Origin of the sequence: Gluconacetobacter diazotrophicus PA1 5 (genome assembly GCF_000067045.1) — a bacterium.
GTDB lineage: Bacteria > Pseudomonadota > Alphaproteobacteria > Acetobacterales > Acetobacteraceae > Gluconacetobacter > Gluconacetobacter diazotrophicus.
Window position 1 is genome coordinate 135,821 of record NC_010125.1, and the last position, 14,946, is coordinate 150,766.

General features: G+C 63.3%; 16 protein-coding genes and 1 pseudogene. 13 read left to right on the plus strand and 4 right to left on the minus strand.

The features are described 5' to 3' along the window. Window positions 1-135 precede the first annotated feature (135 nt). Together GDI_RS00610 and GDI_RS00615 are read right to left on the minus strand one after the other, a co-directional pair. On the minus strand, window positions 136-447 hold the full coding sequence (locus GDI_RS00610; RefSeq protein ID WP_041249224.1) for a CcdB family protein: 312 nt from the start codon (window positions 445-447) through the stop codon (window positions 136-138). A gap of 4 nt (window positions 448-451) precedes the next feature. Further along, window positions 452-721, minus strand: coding sequence for a type II toxin-antitoxin system CcdA family antitoxin (locus tag GDI_RS00615; RefSeq protein WP_041249225.1), 270 nt, complete (start codon window positions 719-721; stop codon window positions 452-454). A gap of 172 nt (window positions 722-893) precedes the next feature. Between GDI_RS00615 and GDI_RS00620 the strand changes: the two genes are divergently transcribed. The 12 genes from GDI_RS00620 to GDI_RS00675 all read left to right on the plus strand — a co-directional run bounded on the left by GDI_RS00620 (window position 894) and on the right by GDI_RS00675 (window position 12,824). After that, the gene (locus tag GDI_RS00620) at window positions 894-2,894 is read left to right on the plus strand and encodes a conjugal transfer protein TraG (protein WP_041249226.1); all 2,001 of its coding nucleotides are present in this window, start codon (window positions 894-896) and stop codon (window positions 2,892-2,894) included. Window positions 2,895-2,901: 7 nt separating this feature from the next. Next, window positions 2,902-3,333, plus strand: a complete 432-nt coding sequence (locus GDI_RS00625; RefSeq protein WP_012222372.1) for a ribbon-helix-helix protein, CopG family — start codon at window positions 2,902-2,904, stop codon at window positions 3,331-3,333. A gap of 147 nt (window positions 3,334-3,480) precedes the next feature. Then, a complete protein-coding gene (gene trbB, locus GDI_RS00630; RefSeq protein WP_012222373.1) occupies window positions 3,481-4,485 on the plus strand; it encodes a P-type conjugative transfer ATPase TrbB in 1,005 nt (334 codons plus the stop codon). Between the two features lie 56 nt (window positions 4,486-4,541). Continuing rightward, window positions 4,542-4,850 carry a TrbC/VirB2 family protein gene (locus tag GDI_RS00635; RefSeq protein WP_041249227.1) on the plus strand — a complete coding sequence of 103 codons (309 nt, stop codon included), beginning with the start codon at window positions 4,542-4,544 and terminating at the stop codon, window positions 4,848-4,850. After that, window positions 4,850-5,125 (plus strand): VirB3 family type IV secretion system protein, encoded by a 276-nt coding sequence (locus GDI_RS00640; protein WP_012222375.1) that lies wholly within the window; start codon window positions 4,850-4,852, stop codon window positions 5,123-5,125. The genes GDI_RS00635 and GDI_RS00640 overlap by 1 nt, the downstream gene beginning before the upstream one ends. Window positions 5,126-5,138: 13 nt before the next feature. Then, window positions 5,139-7,580 carry a conjugal transfer protein TrbE gene (gene trbE / locus GDI_RS00645; RefSeq protein WP_012222376.1) on the plus strand — a complete coding sequence of 814 codons (2,442 nt, stop codon included), beginning with the start codon at window positions 5,139-5,141 and terminating at the stop codon, window positions 7,578-7,580. Between the two features lie 8 nt (window positions 7,581-7,588). Continuing rightward, window positions 7,589-8,314, plus strand: coding sequence for a P-type conjugative transfer protein TrbJ (trbJ, locus tag GDI_RS00650; protein WP_157870979.1), 726 nt, complete (start codon window positions 7,589-7,591; stop codon window positions 8,312-8,314). A 5-nt stretch (window positions 8,315-8,319) separates the two neighbouring features. Further along, window positions 8,320-9,741, plus strand: coding sequence for a P-type conjugative transfer protein TrbL (gene trbL / locus GDI_RS00655; RefSeq protein WP_012222378.1), 1,422 nt, complete (start codon window positions 8,320-8,322; stop codon window positions 9,739-9,741). Next, entirely contained in the window at window positions 9,741-10,424 is a 684-nt protein-coding gene (gene trbF / locus GDI_RS00660; RefSeq protein ID WP_012222379.1) for a conjugal transfer protein TrbF, read from the plus strand. Before trbL ends, trbF begins: the two co-directional genes overlap by 1 nt. Further along, window positions 10,421-11,422: a P-type conjugative transfer protein TrbG gene (trbG, locus tag GDI_RS00665; RefSeq protein WP_012222380.1), complete on the plus strand. Its 1,002-nt coding sequence runs from the start codon at window positions 10,421-10,423 to the stop codon at window positions 11,420-11,422. The genes trbF and trbG overlap by 4 nt, the downstream gene beginning before the upstream one ends. Beyond that, complete coding sequence (locus GDI_RS00670) at window positions 11,419-12,594, plus strand: TrbI/VirB10 family protein (protein ID WP_012222381.1); 1,176 nt, start codon at window positions 11,419-11,421, stop codon at window positions 12,592-12,594. The genes trbG and GDI_RS00670 overlap by 4 nt, the downstream gene beginning before the upstream one ends. Continuing rightward, complete coding sequence (locus tag GDI_RS00675; RefSeq protein WP_041249229.1) at window positions 12,591-12,824, plus strand: DUF2274 domain-containing protein; 234 nt, start codon at window positions 12,591-12,593, stop codon at window positions 12,822-12,824. Before GDI_RS00670 ends, GDI_RS00675 begins: the two co-directional genes overlap by 4 nt. Before the next feature lie 2 nt (window positions 12,825-12,826). On the opposite strand, the gene GDI_RS00680 is transcribed toward GDI_RS00675, so the two are convergent. Beyond that, window positions 12,827-13,675, minus strand: a complete 849-nt coding sequence (locus GDI_RS00680) for a LysR family transcriptional regulator (protein ID WP_231854176.1) — start codon at window positions 13,673-13,675, stop codon at window positions 12,827-12,829. 31 nt (window positions 13,676-13,706) lie between these two features. Here GDI_RS00680 and GDI_RS00690 point away from each other — a divergent pair. After that, window positions 13,707-14,824 (plus strand): IS3-like element ISGdi11 family transposase gene (locus GDI_RS00690; protein WP_157864127.1). Its coding sequence is split into 2 segments (ribosomal slippage): window positions 13,707-13,959 and window positions 13,959-14,824, totalling 1,119 coding nucleotides; the frame shifts between segments, so codons are not numbered across the junction. A gap of 22 nt (window positions 14,825-14,846) precedes the next feature. Here GDI_RS00690 and GDI_RS20160 read toward each other — a convergent pair. Further along, window positions 14,847-14,945: pseudogene (locus GDI_RS20160) on the minus strand (LysR family transcriptional regulator); the annotation flags it as partial. Between the last annotated feature and the right edge of the window lies 1 nt (window position 14,946).

Sequence of the window (14,946 nt, forward strand, 5' to 3'; positions counted from 1 at the left end):
GATCGGCTAAAGCTACCGATATGCAACCCACTCTAAGTGACAATAGAAGTTTGCACTGGTCATGTCCGTTATGCGGAAAGTGCACTGTGCGTTACATGTTCGGAAGGGAGGGCGTAAACGGAAGTTCCGCGCCACTCACGCCCTGCTAACCAGTTCGTCCAGTGCTCTTATGATCTTATCCTGATCGCGTTCGGCCAGGACACCGACGGCGGTTCCAAGCCGCGCGGCAGGGATGGTCGCCAGGTCGAACGGGTTGGCAAAGACGTCCTCTCCCTCGACATGCAGATACGGCGTCAGCGGGTGATCCGGCGGCGCGCTGCCCGATCGTCTGACGAGCGGCATGACAACGCGGCCCATGCTGCGCTCCAGGCGGCTGCTCTGGATCTGGACCACGAACGGGATGTCCTGGTTTCGGCCGGGGTTCCGGTAGATCGCGAATTGCGGCATCGGATTAGAGCGTCGAGAATTCGTCGCTCAGGAAACCGTGCCGCGCGTGCAGATCGTTCACTGCGTCGATCACGCCGTCGAGCTTGCGCTGTTCGTCCTCGCGTTGCTTGCGTGCGGATTGCAGGTAGTCGCCCAGCAGGGTCTCGACCGTCGCCGAAAGATTGGGCGTCACTTCCCGGACCTGCGCCAGCAGATCGGTGTTGAGCGACAGATTGACCGGGCGGCGGGGCGCGCTCCGGTCATAGGAAACGCCGAGGCTGGTGCGGCTGGGCATGATCCGACTCCTTGTGCGCATATCGTGCGCATGAGATGAGGATGCCGACGCCAGACCGCAACGTGCAAGTATTTTTTCGCTCCTGCCCGCCACAGTACGATGGGTGCCGGATCATGCTTGCACCTTGGAAAATCCCGGTTCTTCGCTGTCTCGCAGGACAAGGGAGGGATCGATGGACCAGCCGGGAACACGTATCCAGTGGGGGCAGGCGCTGGTGGTCCTGTCCATGATCGTGCTGTCCTGGTGGACGGCGACACAATGGACGGCCTGGGAACTGGCGTTCCAGCCGGAACTCGGCCGACCGTGGTTCACAATCCTGCATCGCTGGCCGGTCTACGCCCCACCACTGTTCTTCTGGTGGTGGTATGAGTTCGACGCCTACGCGCCGACGGTTTTCGCGCGGGGGGCCTGGATCGCGGGCTCCGGCGGGGTTCTGGCTTTTGCCGCAGCCGTGGCGCTGTCCGTCCATCGCGCCCGCGAGGCAAAGCGCGCGGCAACTTACGGCTCCGCCCGATGGGCCGATGATGCGGAAATCCGCGCGGCGGGGCTGCTGGGCGAGGATGGCGTTGTGCTGGGCAAATACCGCCGCAGCTATCTCCGGCACGATGGCCCTGAGCATGCTCTGATCTTCGCGCCGACGCGTACCGGCAAGGGGGTGGGTATGGTCATCCCCACGCTTCTGACCTGGCCGGGTTCGGCCATCATCCACGACATCAAGGGTGAGAACTGGCAGATCACCGCCGGTTTCCGGTCAACCTTTGGGCGGGTGCTGCTGTTCGACCCGACCAATCCTGCCTCGTCGGCCTATAATCCACTGCTGGAAGTCCGACGCGGGGCGTCGGAGGTTCGTGACGTGCAGAACATCGCCGACATTCTGGTGGATCCCGAGGGGTCGCTGGAACGGCGCAACCACTGGGAGAAAACCTCCCATGCCCTGCTGGTCGGGGCGATCCTGCATGTCCTTTATGCCGAAGCCGACAAGACGCTCGCCGGGGTGGCGAAGTTCCTCTCCGACCCGCAGCGGTCGATCGAGGCGACCCTGTCCGCCATGATGCGGACGAACCACCTGGACGGGAAGGGGCCTCACCCCGTCGTGGCCTCCGCCGCGCGGGAATTGCTGAACAAATCTGACAACGAGCGTTCGGGCGTGCTGTCCACCGCCATGTCGTTTCTCGGCCTCTACCGTGATCCGGTGGTGGCCACCGTGACCAGCCGCTGCGAATGGCGGATCAGTGATCTGCTGGAGGGTGAACAGCCTGTCTCCCTGTATTTCGTTATCCCACCTTCGGATATCAGCCGCACCAAGCCGCTGATCCGCCTGATCCTCAACCAGATCGGGCGGCGGCTGACCGAAGATCTGTCCGGCCGCGAGGGGCGGCGTCGCCTACTGCTGATGCTCGACGAGTTTCCTGCCCTCGGCCGTCTGGATTTCTTCGAGAGCGCGCTGGCCTTCATGGCGGGCTACGGGATCAAGGCGTTCCTGATCGCCCAGAGCCTGAACCAGATCGACAAGGCGTACGGCCAGAACAACAGCATCCTGGATAATTGCCATGTCCGGGTCAGTTTCGCCACGAACGATGAACGTACAGCAAAGCGCGTATCCGACGGTCTGGGTGTGGCCACCGAGATCCGGTCGCAGAAGAACTATGCCGGCCATCGGTTATCGCCCTGGCTTGGGCATCTCATGGTGTCGCGTCAGGAGAGCGCGCGGCCCCTGATGACGGTGGGCGAAGTCATGCAGCTTCCGGCGCGGGATGAGGTGGTCATGGTGGCGGGCTGCCCGCCGATCCGGGCGCGGAAGGCGCGGTATTTCAGGGACCGCCGCTTCGTCGAGCGTGTTCTGCCGCCGCCTGATCCCACGCAACCGCCGCGAACGGTCCGGCCTGATGACTGGAGCGGGCGTCCGCTTCCCGCTACTCCGCCGCCGGACAAAAAATCACTGTCACAATCGCCAGAAAATCCTGACGACGCGGACAGTGAGGAATCCCTCGGCACGGGGCGGAAGTGGTCACGCGAGCATGATCCGGCGGAGACCGGAAAACGCAAGCGGCGTGCGGCACCGGACCTTTTTGGTGAGGAACCGCCACCGGATCCAGAAGCGCGGGATCGCGCCGACCTGACACGGATCGCTCGGCAGGCTGGGCTCGACCGTGGCAACGATCTCGGGCTGTGAGGGCGTGATGAGAACATTCCCGAAGAAGGCGCGGCTGTCGGTCTATCTGGAACCGAAGCTGCTGGATGCCCTGACCGCGCATGCAGCGCGGCGCGATCTGTCCCTCTCTCTGGTGGCGGAAGCCGCCATCGCATCCTTCCTGTCCCCCGATGCCGATGAGCGGCGGGAAGCAGCGATGAGCCGCAGGCTGGATCGTCTCGACCGGCAGGTCGCCCGCATGGAGCGTGATCTCGGGATCAGTCTTGAGACGCTGGCTCTGTTCATCCGCTACTGGATGACGGTCAGTCCACCCTTGCCGGAACCGGCAGCCGCGGCAGCGCGGGCACAGGGGGCGGAACGATATGAAGCGTTTGTGGCGGCCCTTGGCCGACGACTCAGTCGGGGACCGGTCTTCCGGCAGGAAATTCCCGACGATGTGCCTCCAGCGCCAGAAACCTGATCCCGCAATCCGCAAGTAAAAGCCGCATTCCCTACGATCCTGTACTATGGCTGGAAAATATTGTTGAAATCGGGAGAAAGCAGCACTCTCTAATTGTCCCCGTCGTCGTCCGGAGAGGCCGGATGACCCGTAAAGACGGGGATTCCCATGGCGGTCACATCGATTGAAAGTGGTGTCCGACAGCGTGGCATGTCCATGCTGCGCACGGCGATGGGACCGGCTATTGCCCGGCACCTCGCTGATCCTGCCATTGTCGAGGTGATGCTCAATCCCGATGGCAGGCTGTGGATCGACCGCCTGTCCGAGGGACTGGGTGATACGGGAGATCTGGTCACACCCGCTGACGCGGAGCGTATCATCCGCCTGGTCGCGCATCATGTCGGGGCCGAGGTGCATGAGAGTGTGCCCCGTGTGTCGGCGGAATTGCCGACGGGCGAGCGTTTCGAGGGATTGCTGCCGCCGATTGTGATGGCACCCAGCTTTGCGATCCGCAAGCCTGCCGTCGCGGTGTTCACCCTCGACGATTATGTCGCTGCCGGGATCATGACGGAGGGGCAGGCGGCATATCTTCGCCAGGCAGTCGCGGACCGTAAAAATATTCTGGTCGCGGGAGGCACATCCACTGGCAAGACCACATTGGTCAACGCATTGCTGGCCGAGGTCGCGAAAACTGACGATCGCATCGTGCTGATCGAGGACACGCGCGAACTGCAATGCCGCGCGCCAAATCTTGTGTCGCTGCGCACCCGTGATGGTGTCGTCACGTTATCCGAACTGGTCCGTTCAGCCCTGCGGCTGCGCCCTGACCGTATTCCCATTGGTGAGGTGCGCGGCCCCGAGGCGCTAGACCTGCTCAAAGCCTGGGGCACGGGTCATCCCGGTGGGATTGGCACGCTTCACGCCGGCACCGCCATCGGTGCCCTGCATCGCATGGAGCAACTGATTCAGGAAATCGTCGTCACCGTACCGCGCGCCCTGATCGCCGAAACCATCGACGTGATCGCAGTCCTATCCGGACGCGGCACGGCGCGCCGCCTATCCGAACTGGCTGAAGGCGATGGCCTCGATCCCGTGACGGGAGCCTATCGCATCAGGCCAGTCAGCCTTTCATCTTCCAAAACATCATTCTCTGACAATGGAGAGTCGTTATGAGTCCGCTGTCACGTCTGCGCGCCATCGTGTGCGCTGTTGCACGTCCCGATCATCGCATGACGGATCTTCGTGTGTTCGGAACGTCCACGCTCCTGTCGCTGGTTTTCGTGTCATCGGCCTGGGCATCAGGCTCCGGTATGCCGTGGGAAAACCCGCTCAACGAGATCCTGGAATCCGTGCAGGGGCCGGTCGCCAAGATCGTCTCGGTGATCATCATCACCGTGACTGGCCTGACCCTCGCCTTTGGCGAGAGTTCGGGTGGGTTCCGTCGCCTGATCCAGATCGTCTTCGGCCTGTCCATAGCTTTTGCGGCGTCCAGCTTCTTCCTGTCGTTCTTCTCCTTCTCCGGGGGAGCACTGATCTGATGGCGGGATATGACGATGATATGGTGCCGGGATTTCATGTCCCGGTGCATCGCTCCCTGACCGATCCAATCCTGCTGGGTGGGGCACCTCGCGCCGTGGCCATTGCCAACGGCACACTGGCAGCGGCTATCGCCCTCGGCCTGCGCCTGTGGCTGATCGGCGCTGCCTTCTGGGTCGTGGGGCATACGCTGGCGGTCTGGGGTGCCAGGCGTGATCCGCTGTTCATCGAGGTGGGGCGGCGGCATCTCCGCTATCCCGCCTGGCTGCGGGCGTAGGGAGGGCAGGGCGATGATGTCCCTTGGAGAATATCGCAATCGTGCTGCCCTGCTGTCCGACTTCCTGCCCTGGGCAGCACTGGTTGAGAAAGGTGTTGTCCTGAACAAGGATGGCAGTTTTCAACGCACCGCCAAAATTCGAGGCCCTGATCTGGATAGCGCCACGCCAGCCGAACTGGTGGGTGTCACGGGGCGTCTGAACAATGCCCTGCGGCGTCTTGGTTCCGGCTGGGCCGTGTTTGTGGAGGCACAGCGCGTGCCCGCCACGATTTATCCAGAAAGCGATTTTCCCGACGCGGCCAGTCAGATGGTGGATCTGGAACGCAGGGAGCAGTTCGAGGATGAGGGCGCGCATTTCGAGAGCCGGTATTTGCTCACATTGGTCTGGCTGCCGCCAGCGGAATCTTCGGGCCGCGCCGAGCGTTTTCTCTATGAGGGTCGGGAGCGCGAGGGGCCGGACCCGCACGGCATGCTCCACATGTTTGTGGACCGCAGCGATCGGCTTCTGGCCCTGCTGGACGGGTTTATGCCTGAAGCCTCCTGGCTGGATGACGGGGAGACTCTGACCTACCTGCATTCGACCATTTCCACCCGCCAGCAGCGCGTCGGCGTGCCGGAAATTCCGATGCACCTTGATGCGCTGCTGGTGGATCAACCGCTGTCGGGCGGTCTGGAGCCGAAACTCGGTGACGCGTATCTGAAAACCCTGACGATCACCGGGTTCCCCAGCCGGACCTTCCCCGGCATTCTCGATGACTTGAACCGGCTGGCGATGCCCTATCGCTGGTCCACCCGTGCGATCCTGCTCGACAAGAGCGACGCTACCAAGGTGCTGACAAAAATCCGGCGTCAGTGGTTTGCAAAACGCAAGAGCATTGCGGCCATTGTCCGGGAGGTCATGACCAACGAAGCATCGGTTCTGGTGGACAATGATGCCGCCAACAAGGCGGCCGATGCCGATCTCGCGCTACAATCGCTGGGAGCGGATGATGTGGGGCAGGCATACATCACAGCAACCATCACGGTCTGGGACGGCTCTGCTTCGATTGCTGCCGAGAAGCTGCGTCTGGTCGAAAAAATCATCCAGGGTCGCGATTTCACCTGCATGACGGAAGGCCTCAACGCGGTGGAAGCCTGGCTTGGGAGCCTGCCCGGTCATGTTTACGCCAATGTGCGCCAGCCTCCGGTCTCCACGTTGAACCTTGCGCACATGATTCCGTTGTCGGCCGTCTGGGCGGGACCGGATCAGGACGTGCATTTCAAGGCCGCGCCGCTGTTCTACGGCAAGACCGCTGGGGCCACGCCGTTCCGGTTTTCCCTGCATGTCGGCGATGTCGGTCACACCCTGATTGCGGGGCCAACGGGGGCGGGCAAATCCGTGTTGCTGGCGCTGATGGCCTTGCAGTTTCGCCGGTATATGGGGGCACAGATTTTTGCCTTCGATTTCGGCGGATCCATGCGCGCGACCACACTGGGTATGGGCGGCGACTGGCATGACCTCGGGGGTGGACTGGCGGACGATCATCCATCGGAAGAACAGGGTAGCAGCGTCTCACTCCAGCCCCTGGCAGGGATCGACGATGCCGACGAGCGCAAATGGGCCAGCGAATGGCTGGGCCAGATCCTGGTCGGCGAGGGCGTATCGCTCACGCCAGACGTCAAAGCGTATCTCTGGTCAGCCCTGAACTCCCTGGCATCATCACCCTCCCGCGAACGCACCCTGTCCGGGTTGGTGGCGCTGCTCCAGTCCAACGCGCTCAAGCAGGCATTGGCGCCTTACTGCCTGGGTGGTCCTTATGGTCGCCTGCTCGACGCGGAGGCCGAACGTCTAGGCGAGGCTGATGTCGTCGTGTTCGAGACCGAGGGCCTGATCGGTTCCGGCGCTGCCTCTTCCGTTCTGTCCTACCTGTTCCACCGCATTGAAGGGAGGCTGGACGGTCGCCCAACGCTACTGATGATCGACGAGGGCTGGCTGGTGCTGGATGATGGCGATTTCGCCGGCCAGTTGCGGGAATGGCTGAAAACCCTGCGTAAGAAGAATGCGTCGGTGATTTTTGCTACCCAGTCGCTGTCGGATATCGCGAACTCTCCTATCGCGCCAGCCGTGGTGGAAAGCTGTCCCACGCGGATATTCCTGCCCAACGAGCGGGCCATCGAGCCGCAGATCATGGCCATCTATCGCGACTTCGGTCTGAATGACCGGCAGATCGCCATCATCGCGCGGGCCGCCTCGAAGCGGGAGTATTACTGCCAGACCCAGCGTGGCAACCGGCTGTTTGAACTCGGCCTCGGTCCTATCGCACTCGCCCTTTGCGCTGCCTCCGGCAAGGACGATCACCGACTGCTCGATGTGGTTCTGGCGGAACATGGGCGCGACGGCTTTCTACCGGCCTGGTTCGACGCACGCGGCGTGTCATGGGCTGCGGATCTTCTGCGCGATGGAGGCGTGCCATGAAATACGGCATGCGTCTTTATGTCACCATCGGGGTAATTTCGATCACCATCATTTCGTCCGCCCGTGCGCAATGGGCGGTGTATGACGGTGCGAACCACGTCCAGAACGTGCTGATCGCGGCCCGCACGCTCCAGCAGATCGACAACCAGATCACGTCACTGGCCAATCAGGCCCAGATGCTGGTCAATCAGGGGCGTAATCTGGCGAGCCTGCCGCTTTCGACATTGTCGACGCTGCAATCGACGATTTCCCAGACTACGGCGCTGCTCGCGCAGGCGCAGAATATCGCCTACAGCGTCCAGTCCGTCGAGCAGCAGTATCAGCAGGCGTACACGTCCGTATCGTCCGGCATGTCCGACAGCGCCCTGTTTTCTCAGGCGCAGACACGCTGGCAGAATTCCGTCGGCGGGTTCGAGGACGCCCTGAAGTTGCAGGCGCGGGTGGTGGGCAATATCCCCAGCGACAGCAGCGCCATGACGCAGCTTGTCTCGGCCAGCCAGACCTCCTCGGGAGCCTTACAGGCGGCGCAGGCCGGAAACCAGCTTCTGGCCCTGCAATCCCGTCAGTTATCCGACATTCAGGCCGAACTTGCCGCCAATGGCCGCGCCACCGCCCTGCAGCAGGCGCGGGATGCCGCGACGGAAGCGGAGAGCGAGGCGCAATATCAGCATTTCTCCCAGCATGACGCCTACGTGCCCGGCACGGTGTCCATGTTCGGCAGCCGCGGGAACTGACCGCCATGGCCACCAACGATGTCGGGGTGATCGACACCTTCCTCAATACCTTCACCACCACCATTGATACCGGGTTCGGTCTGGTGAAAGGGAACGTGATCTCGCTGGCCGGAACGTTATCCATGCTGGATATCGCCCTGGCCGGGCTGTTCTGGGCGTGGGCTGCGGATGAGGACATCATCCAGCGTCTGGTGAAGAAGACGCTGTATATCGGCTTCTTTGCCTGGGTCATCAACGATTTCGATGCGCTCTCGAAGATCGTCTTCGATAGCTTCGCGGCCCTCGGTCTGAAAGTCGGTGGTGGAACGCTGGCGCTTTCCGATTTCCTGCGTCCTGGCCGTCTGGCTTCCACCGGTTTTGACGCAGCCCAGCCGCTTCTGGACTCTGTCCATAATCTTCTTGGCCCTGTCGCCCTCTTTACGAACTTCATCCAGATCTTCGTGCTGTGCCTGTCCTGGCTGATCGTGCTGGCGGCGTTCTTCATTCTGGCCGTGCAGCTTTTCGTGGCCCTGATCGAATTCAAGCTGACGACGCTGGCAGGATTCGTGCTGATCCCGTTCGCCCTGTTCAATCGCACCGCCTTCCTCGCCGAGAAGGTGCTGGGCAATGTCGTCTCCTCGGGTGTGAAGATCATGGTGCTGGCGGTCATTTCCGCCATCGCGTCGGTTCTGTTCGCCCAGTTCTCAACCTCCTACGGCAGCGACGTTCCCACGATCGGGCAGTCCGTGTCGGTGGTGCTGGCCTCGCTTGCAATTGTCGGTCTGTCGATTTTTGGCGGCAGCATCGCCAACGGTCTGATCTCCGGCGCTCCCCAGCTTGGAGCAGGGGCTGCGGTCGGCACTGGCATGGCGGTTGGTGCGATGGGCGCGGCTGCGGTTGCCGGTGTTGGAGCGGCTGCCTCGGGTGGTGCGGCTGCACTGGGCGCGACCGCTGCTGCTGCACGCGGTGGAGCCGCGATCGCTGGGGCTGCCACGTCCGCCTATTCCGTCGGTGCTGCCGGGCAAACTGGTGCTGCTGGTATGGCTGCTGCCGCCGGGAATGTTGGTCGCGCCGCCGGTGGCGCGGCAGTCAACGCCGTCAAGGGCAAAGCAGCCTCCGCCGCGTCATCCCTGAAGGACAGCTATGCCGCCGGCAGCCAATGGGCCGCGCGGGGCATGAGGGGCGGGAAGGGTGGTGAAACCGGTGGTTCTGACGGCGGCGGATCGCCGCCATCCGGTGGTGGCCCTTCTGGAGGGGGTGATGCTCCTCCGGGCGGTGGCCCCACGGGTGGTGGAGACGGTGGTGGTGGGCCCGGTGAGCCACCTCGCTGGGCGCGCAACATGAAGCGCCGCAATGCCGCAGCCCATGCCGCTGAAGCCGCCCATGTCATCCGCTCCGCCGATGGCGGAGGCGGGTCGGCATCCATCGACCTCTCGGAGAAAGAATAATGTTCCGTCGCTCCACCACACGCTACGGGACCATGCCCGAGCCGGTGACACCCTATCAGAAAGCAGCGCAGATCTGGGACGAGCGCATCGGCTCCGCCCGCGTACAGGCCCGAAACTGGAGGCTGATTGCCTTTGGCTCCCTGTTCCTGTCAGCGGGGCTCGGGGTCGGGCTGGTCTGGCAATCCGCGCGCGGCACCATCACGCCGTGGGTGGTGCAGGTGGACCGGCTGGGTCAGGCGCAGGTCGTAGCCTCCGCGACAGCGGGCTATATTCCCGCCGATCCGCAGATTGCCTGGTATCTGGCGCAGTTCGTCCACGACGTGCGCTCCCTGTCGTCGGACGCGGTGGTGGTCCGGCACAACTGGCTACGCGCCTATGATTTCACCACCCCCTCCGGCGCGGTGGCGCTGAATGATTATGCCCGCCTGAATGATCCGTTTTCACGGATCGGGCATGAGCAGGTCGAGGTGGACATCGCCTCGGTCATCCGGGCCTCGCCCGGCAGCTTCCGCGTGGCCTGGACCGAGCGCCATTACCGCGACGGCGCGTTCACCGGCACCGAGCGCTGGACCGCGATCGTCTCGGTCGTTCTGCGCACGCCGCGTGACGCCGATCACCTGCGGAAAAATCCCCTCGGCATCTACGTCTCCGCCATCAACTGGTCGAAGGAACTCGGACAATGATCCGCATGGTTATGCGCGCCGTTCCAGTGGCGCTGCTCGCCCTGTCCGCCTGCGCGGGGCAGTATCATCTGCCTGTCATTCGCTACGATGATGCCGTGCAGGCCACGCGTCTGCCGGACCCGCCGAAGCCGGTGCGAGTGGTGGAAGTCGTGAAACCGCTTCCCCTGCCGGGGCAACTCAAGCCGCTGCCGTTAGCGCGGCGCGTCCACCCTGCGCCTGAGGCGGTCGATCCGACAGCACGGATCACACAGGCCAATCTGGCGGCCCGCATCCAGCCCACGCGCGCAGGCTTCATCAACGCGGTGCAGGTCTACCCCTACAGCGCAGGGGCGCTCTATCAGGTCTATGCCTCGCCCGGCGAGATCACCGACATCATGCTCCAGCAGGGCGAAAAGCTGGTCGGCACCGGGCCGGTGGCCGCTGGCGATACCGTGCGCTGGATCATCGGCGATACCGAGAGCGGGGCGGGGGCGACCAAGCGCATCCATATTCTAGTCAAGCCGACACGGCCGGACCTGGCTACCAACCTGATCGTCAATACGGATCGGCGCACCTATCTCGCCGAACTGCGCTCCACGCCGGTGACGTATATGGCGTCGGTCTCGTGGGACTATCCCGAGGATGACCTGATTGCCCTGCATCGGCAGGACAGTGCGGCCGATGATGCTGCGCCGGTGGATATAGGGCTGAACCTGAATGCGCTGAATTTCCGTTACGCCATCCAGCCGGTGAAAGGCGCCACACCGCCCTGGCTACCTGGCCGGGCCTTCGATGATGGTCACAAGGTCTATATCGCCTTCCCGACGGGGATCGGGCAGGGGGAACTGCCCCCGCTTTTCGTGCTGGGGGCAGATGGCGGCCCGGAACTGGTCAATTACCGGGTCCGGCAGAACTGGATGATCGTCGATCGGCTGTTTGCCGCCGCCGAATTGCGGCTCGGGGATAAACACAGCGAACAGCGGGTGCGCATCGTCCGCACCGACGGGCGGCCGTCATGACCGGGCAGGCACCCACAGTGGGCGAAAATCCCGCACCTGCGTCATCCCCGCCGCCCGATCTGCGTCTGCGGGCTGATCGGCCGCGTGTCGTGCGTCTGTCGCGCACCGTGGTCTGGTCGCTGGGTGGGGTCGGCATGGTGGCGGTGGCCTTCGCGCTGGGTTACGCCCTTCAGGCCAGCCATCGGTCGCCATCAACGGCCGCCACGCAGGACACCGATGTCCGTCCCTCGGCCGACGGGCTGGCGGGGCTGCCCGCCGATTATATCGGCAATACCGTGCCGAAGCTCGGGCCAGCACTGCCCGGTGATCTCGGGCGCGCCATCCTGCATGCGCAAGGGCAGGGGAAGGCGGTCTCCGGCACCGAAGACCACCGCGCCGCGCAGGAGATCGAGGCCGCGATCGCGAGCCGGCTGTTCGTGCAGACGGGGGAGCGCGACCGTGCCAGCGAACAGGCGACCCCGCCCGCGCCGGGCGCTCCTGCCTCTCAGGGGCGGGCATCCACCACGACCGGGCCACAGGCCGGAAACATTGCCTTCCTGGAAGGGCAGCCGGATCGTGCGACAACCAGCCCCGACCGCATTGCGCCGCCTGCCTCACCTTATGTCCTCCAGGCGGGCACGGTGATCGCTGGTGCACTGAACACGAAGATCAGTTCCGACCTGCCGGGCCAGATCGTGGGGCACGTCACGCAGAACGTCTATGACAGCCCGACCGGGCGCTATCTTCTGATCCCCCAGGGTAGCCTGCTGTTCGGGGCTTATAACAGCGGAGTGTCCTTCGGGCAGCAGCGCACGCAGATCATCTGGACGCGGCTTATATACCCCGACGGCGAGAGCCTCGTGCTGGAGAAGCTGCCCGGTGGTGACGCCATCGGCCAGTCCGGCCTGTCTGACGAGGTCGACAATCATTGGGGCCAGCTTTTCAAAGCGGCCCTGGTGACCACGCTCCTCAGCGTCGGCTCCGAGGCGGGCACCAGCCAGAGCGAAAACAATCTGGCCCAGGCAATCCGCTCCGGCGCCAGCAACGGCTTCTCCATGGTCGGCAACCGCCTGATCGACCGCAGCCTCAACGTCCAGCCCACCCTGACCGACCGGCCGGGACTACCCTTCACCGTCATTCTCAGCCGCGACCTATTGCTCAAACCCTATCAGAATGGAGGAAATTTAAGATGACAGAGCTGAAGATCACGGAAATCCCTGACGAGAAACCGGTGAAAATGACCGTGGCGTTACCCGCCGATCTTCATCGTGATCTGCTTGCCTACGCAGCACTTTTTTCCGGTAGCGATGGGACGATGGATCCGGCCCGACTGGTCGCGCCCATGCTCCGGCAGTTCATGATATCGGACAAGGGGTTCGCCAGGGCGCGGAGAAAGAGGAAAGGAACGTCGTCAGAAAAATAGCTTCATGGTCTGTGGCTTTCGATATAGCGGGCGAAACTCAGGGCGCAGGGATTTTCATTGTCGGGTCGCCAGACGATCCCGAATTCCAGATGGGAGGAGCCACCCGCGTCCCGGATTTCCGTGATCGCGATGTCATGGCCATGCCGATCGCGGATCAGCGGTAGCCACGAGGCGGGAAGCAGGGCAACGCCTTCGTTGTTCTGGACGAGTGCGACGATCCTGTTGCTGCCGATATCATGACGCTGGATCTTTGGGCGGATGCCGGTTTCCCCGAGCTTGCGCTGGATGAGTGCCTCGAAGTCCTGACCCGCGTTGTCGCGTCCCGTGAGAAACGTCTCGTGACGCAGGTCTGTCCAGGATACTTCCGGTCGTGTTGCCAGGGGATGATCAGGGGGGAGTGAGGCCACGATGCGGTCGCTCCACAGAGGCGTGACCCGCAAGGCAGGCGCCAGGTTGCGGCGGGTGACGACCGCGAAATCGATCTGCCCGCGCTGGAGCCGGCGCAGCAGCCTCTTGCCTGTACCCTCGGAATAGCGAAAGACGATATCGGGGTGAGCGGCGCGGAAGTCTGCCGTGAAGGTCGAGAGTCTTCCGGGCAGGACGCAGGTCTGGATACCGATAGAGATCTGGCCATTCTCGCCCTTGCCCGTCCGCCGAGCGCGGGTGTTCATGCCTGCCACATTGTCCAGGATCGTCTGGCTCCAGCGGATGAATTCCTGACCGAACATGGTTGGAGCAGCGCCCGCCGGCGAACGGATGAACAGCCTGACATCAAGCCGCTCCTCCAGGTTATGCAGGGATCGGCTGACGGCCGATTGTCGGTGACCTTGCCCCCTGAAATGCCCTCGCATTGAAGTAAGGTCTGTCCACTGGAGACAGACGATGAAGAAAGCGCGATTTACGCAGGACCAGATTATCGGGGTCCTGAAAGAGCATCAGGCGGGCGCTACGGCTGCGGATCTGTGCCGCAAGCACGGGATCAGTGACGCGACCTTCTACACCTGGCGGTCGAAATACGGCGGGATGGAGGTGTCGGAAGCGCGGCGCCTCAAGGCTCTTGAAGAAGAGAACGCGAAGCTGAAGCGGCTTCTGGCGGAGAGCGTGATGGACGTCTCGACGCTGAAGGAACTACTGGCAAAAAACTCGTGACGCCCGGTTTGCGGCGGGAAGCCGTGACCTGGGCGATCCGGGAGAAAGAGTATTCGCAGCGACGGGCCTGCCGGCTGATCGGCATGGACCCGAAGACCTGGCGCTATGCGTCACGCCGCCCGGATGATGCCGCAGCGCGCGGGCGGCTGCGCGAACTGGCTGGGGAGCGACGGCGATTTGGCTACCGGCGACTGCATATCCTGCTCGGCCGGGAAGGAATGACGATGAACCACAAGAAGCTGTTCCGGCTGTATCGCGAAGAGGGGCTGTCGGTCCGCAAGCGTGGCGGCCGGAAACGGGCGCTGGGCACGCGCTCGCCGATGATGCTGCCCGACGGGCCGAACCAGCGCTGGAGCCTGGATTTCGTCTCGGATGCATTGAACAACGGACGGCGCTTCCGGGTGCTGACGGTGGTCGACGACTACACGCGCGAATGTCTGGCGCTGGTGGCGGACACCTCGTTATCAGGCGAACGCCTCGGTCGTGAACTCGACCGGATCGGCGAGCATCGCGGCTGGCCGCTGATGATCGTTAGCGACAATGGCACCGAGATGACATCGAACGCGATCCTGGCCTGGCAGCAGAAGCGATCGGTGCTGTGGCACTATATCGCACCGGGCAAGCCGCAGCAGAACGGGTTCGTCGAGAGCTTCAACGGCCGGTTCCGCGACGAATGCCTCAATGAGCATCTGTTCCGTAACATCGCCCACGCTCGGACGGTCATCGAGGACTGGCGGGCCGACTACAACGCCGTCAGGCCTCACACCAGCCTCAATGGCATGACGCCAGAGGCTTTCGCTCAACACGCCACCAAGGCATACAACAATACACAGACCCTAACTCAAAACTGAGGGCACGTTCGGGGCAGGGTCATCGGATGTTCAGGAAACGCGCCGCGCCGTGGATACTGCCGTGCTCGGCGATTGCCCGCACGCACAGCAGTTGCCACAAATCGAATGGCGGACGGCGCATG

Bases quoted from the DNA above. Each gene is read 5' to 3' on its own strand.
- GDI_RS00610 (WP_041249224.1), bottom strand. From the start codon at position 447: ATGCCGCAATTCGCGATCTACCGGAACCCCGGCCGAAACCAGGACATC.
- GDI_RS00640 (WP_012222375.1), top strand. From the start codon at position 4,850: ATGGCGGGATATGACGATGATATGGTGCCGGGATTTCATGTCCCGGTG.
- GDI_RS00625 (WP_012222372.1), top strand. From the start codon at position 2,902: ATGAGAACATTCCCGAAGAAGGCGCGGCTGTCGGTCTATCTGGAACCG.
- GDI_RS00675 (WP_041249229.1), top strand. From the start codon at position 12,591: ATGACAGAGCTGAAGATCACGGAAATCCCTGACGAGAAACCGGTGAAA.
- GDI_RS00680 (WP_231854176.1), bottom strand. From the start codon at position 13,675: ATGCGAGGGCATTTCAGGGGGCAAGGTCACCGACAATCGGCCGTCAGC.
- trbE (WP_012222376.1), top strand. From the start codon at position 5,139: ATGATGTCCCTTGGAGAATATCGCAATCGTGCTGCCCTGCTGTCCGAC.
- trbJ (WP_157870979.1), top strand. From the start codon at position 7,589: ATGCGTCTTTATGTCACCATCGGGGTAATTTCGATCACCATCATTTCG.
- trbL (WP_012222378.1), top strand. From the start codon at position 8,320: ATGGCCACCAACGATGTCGGGGTGATCGACACCTTCCTCAATACCTTC.
- GDI_RS00620 (WP_041249226.1), top strand. From the start codon at position 894: ATGGACCAGCCGGGAACACGTATCCAGTGGGGGCAGGCGCTGGTGGTC.
- GDI_RS00670 (WP_012222381.1), top strand. From the start codon at position 11,419: ATGACCGGGCAGGCACCCACAGTGGGCGAAAATCCCGCACCTGCGTCA.
- GDI_RS00615 (WP_041249225.1), bottom strand. From the start codon at position 721: ATGCCCAGCCGCACCAGCCTCGGCGTTTCCTATGACCGGAGCGCGCCC.
- trbB (WP_012222373.1), top strand. From the start codon at position 3,481: ATGGCGGTCACATCGATTGAAAGTGGTGTCCGACAGCGTGGCATGTCC.
- trbF (WP_012222379.1), top strand. From the start codon at position 9,741: ATGTTCCGTCGCTCCACCACACGCTACGGGACCATGCCCGAGCCGGTG.
- GDI_RS00635 (WP_041249227.1), top strand. From the start codon at position 4,542: ATGACGGATCTTCGTGTGTTCGGAACGTCCACGCTCCTGTCGCTGGTT.
- trbG (WP_012222380.1), top strand. From the start codon at position 10,421: ATGATCCGCATGGTTATGCGCGCCGTTCCAGTGGCGCTGCTCGCCCTG.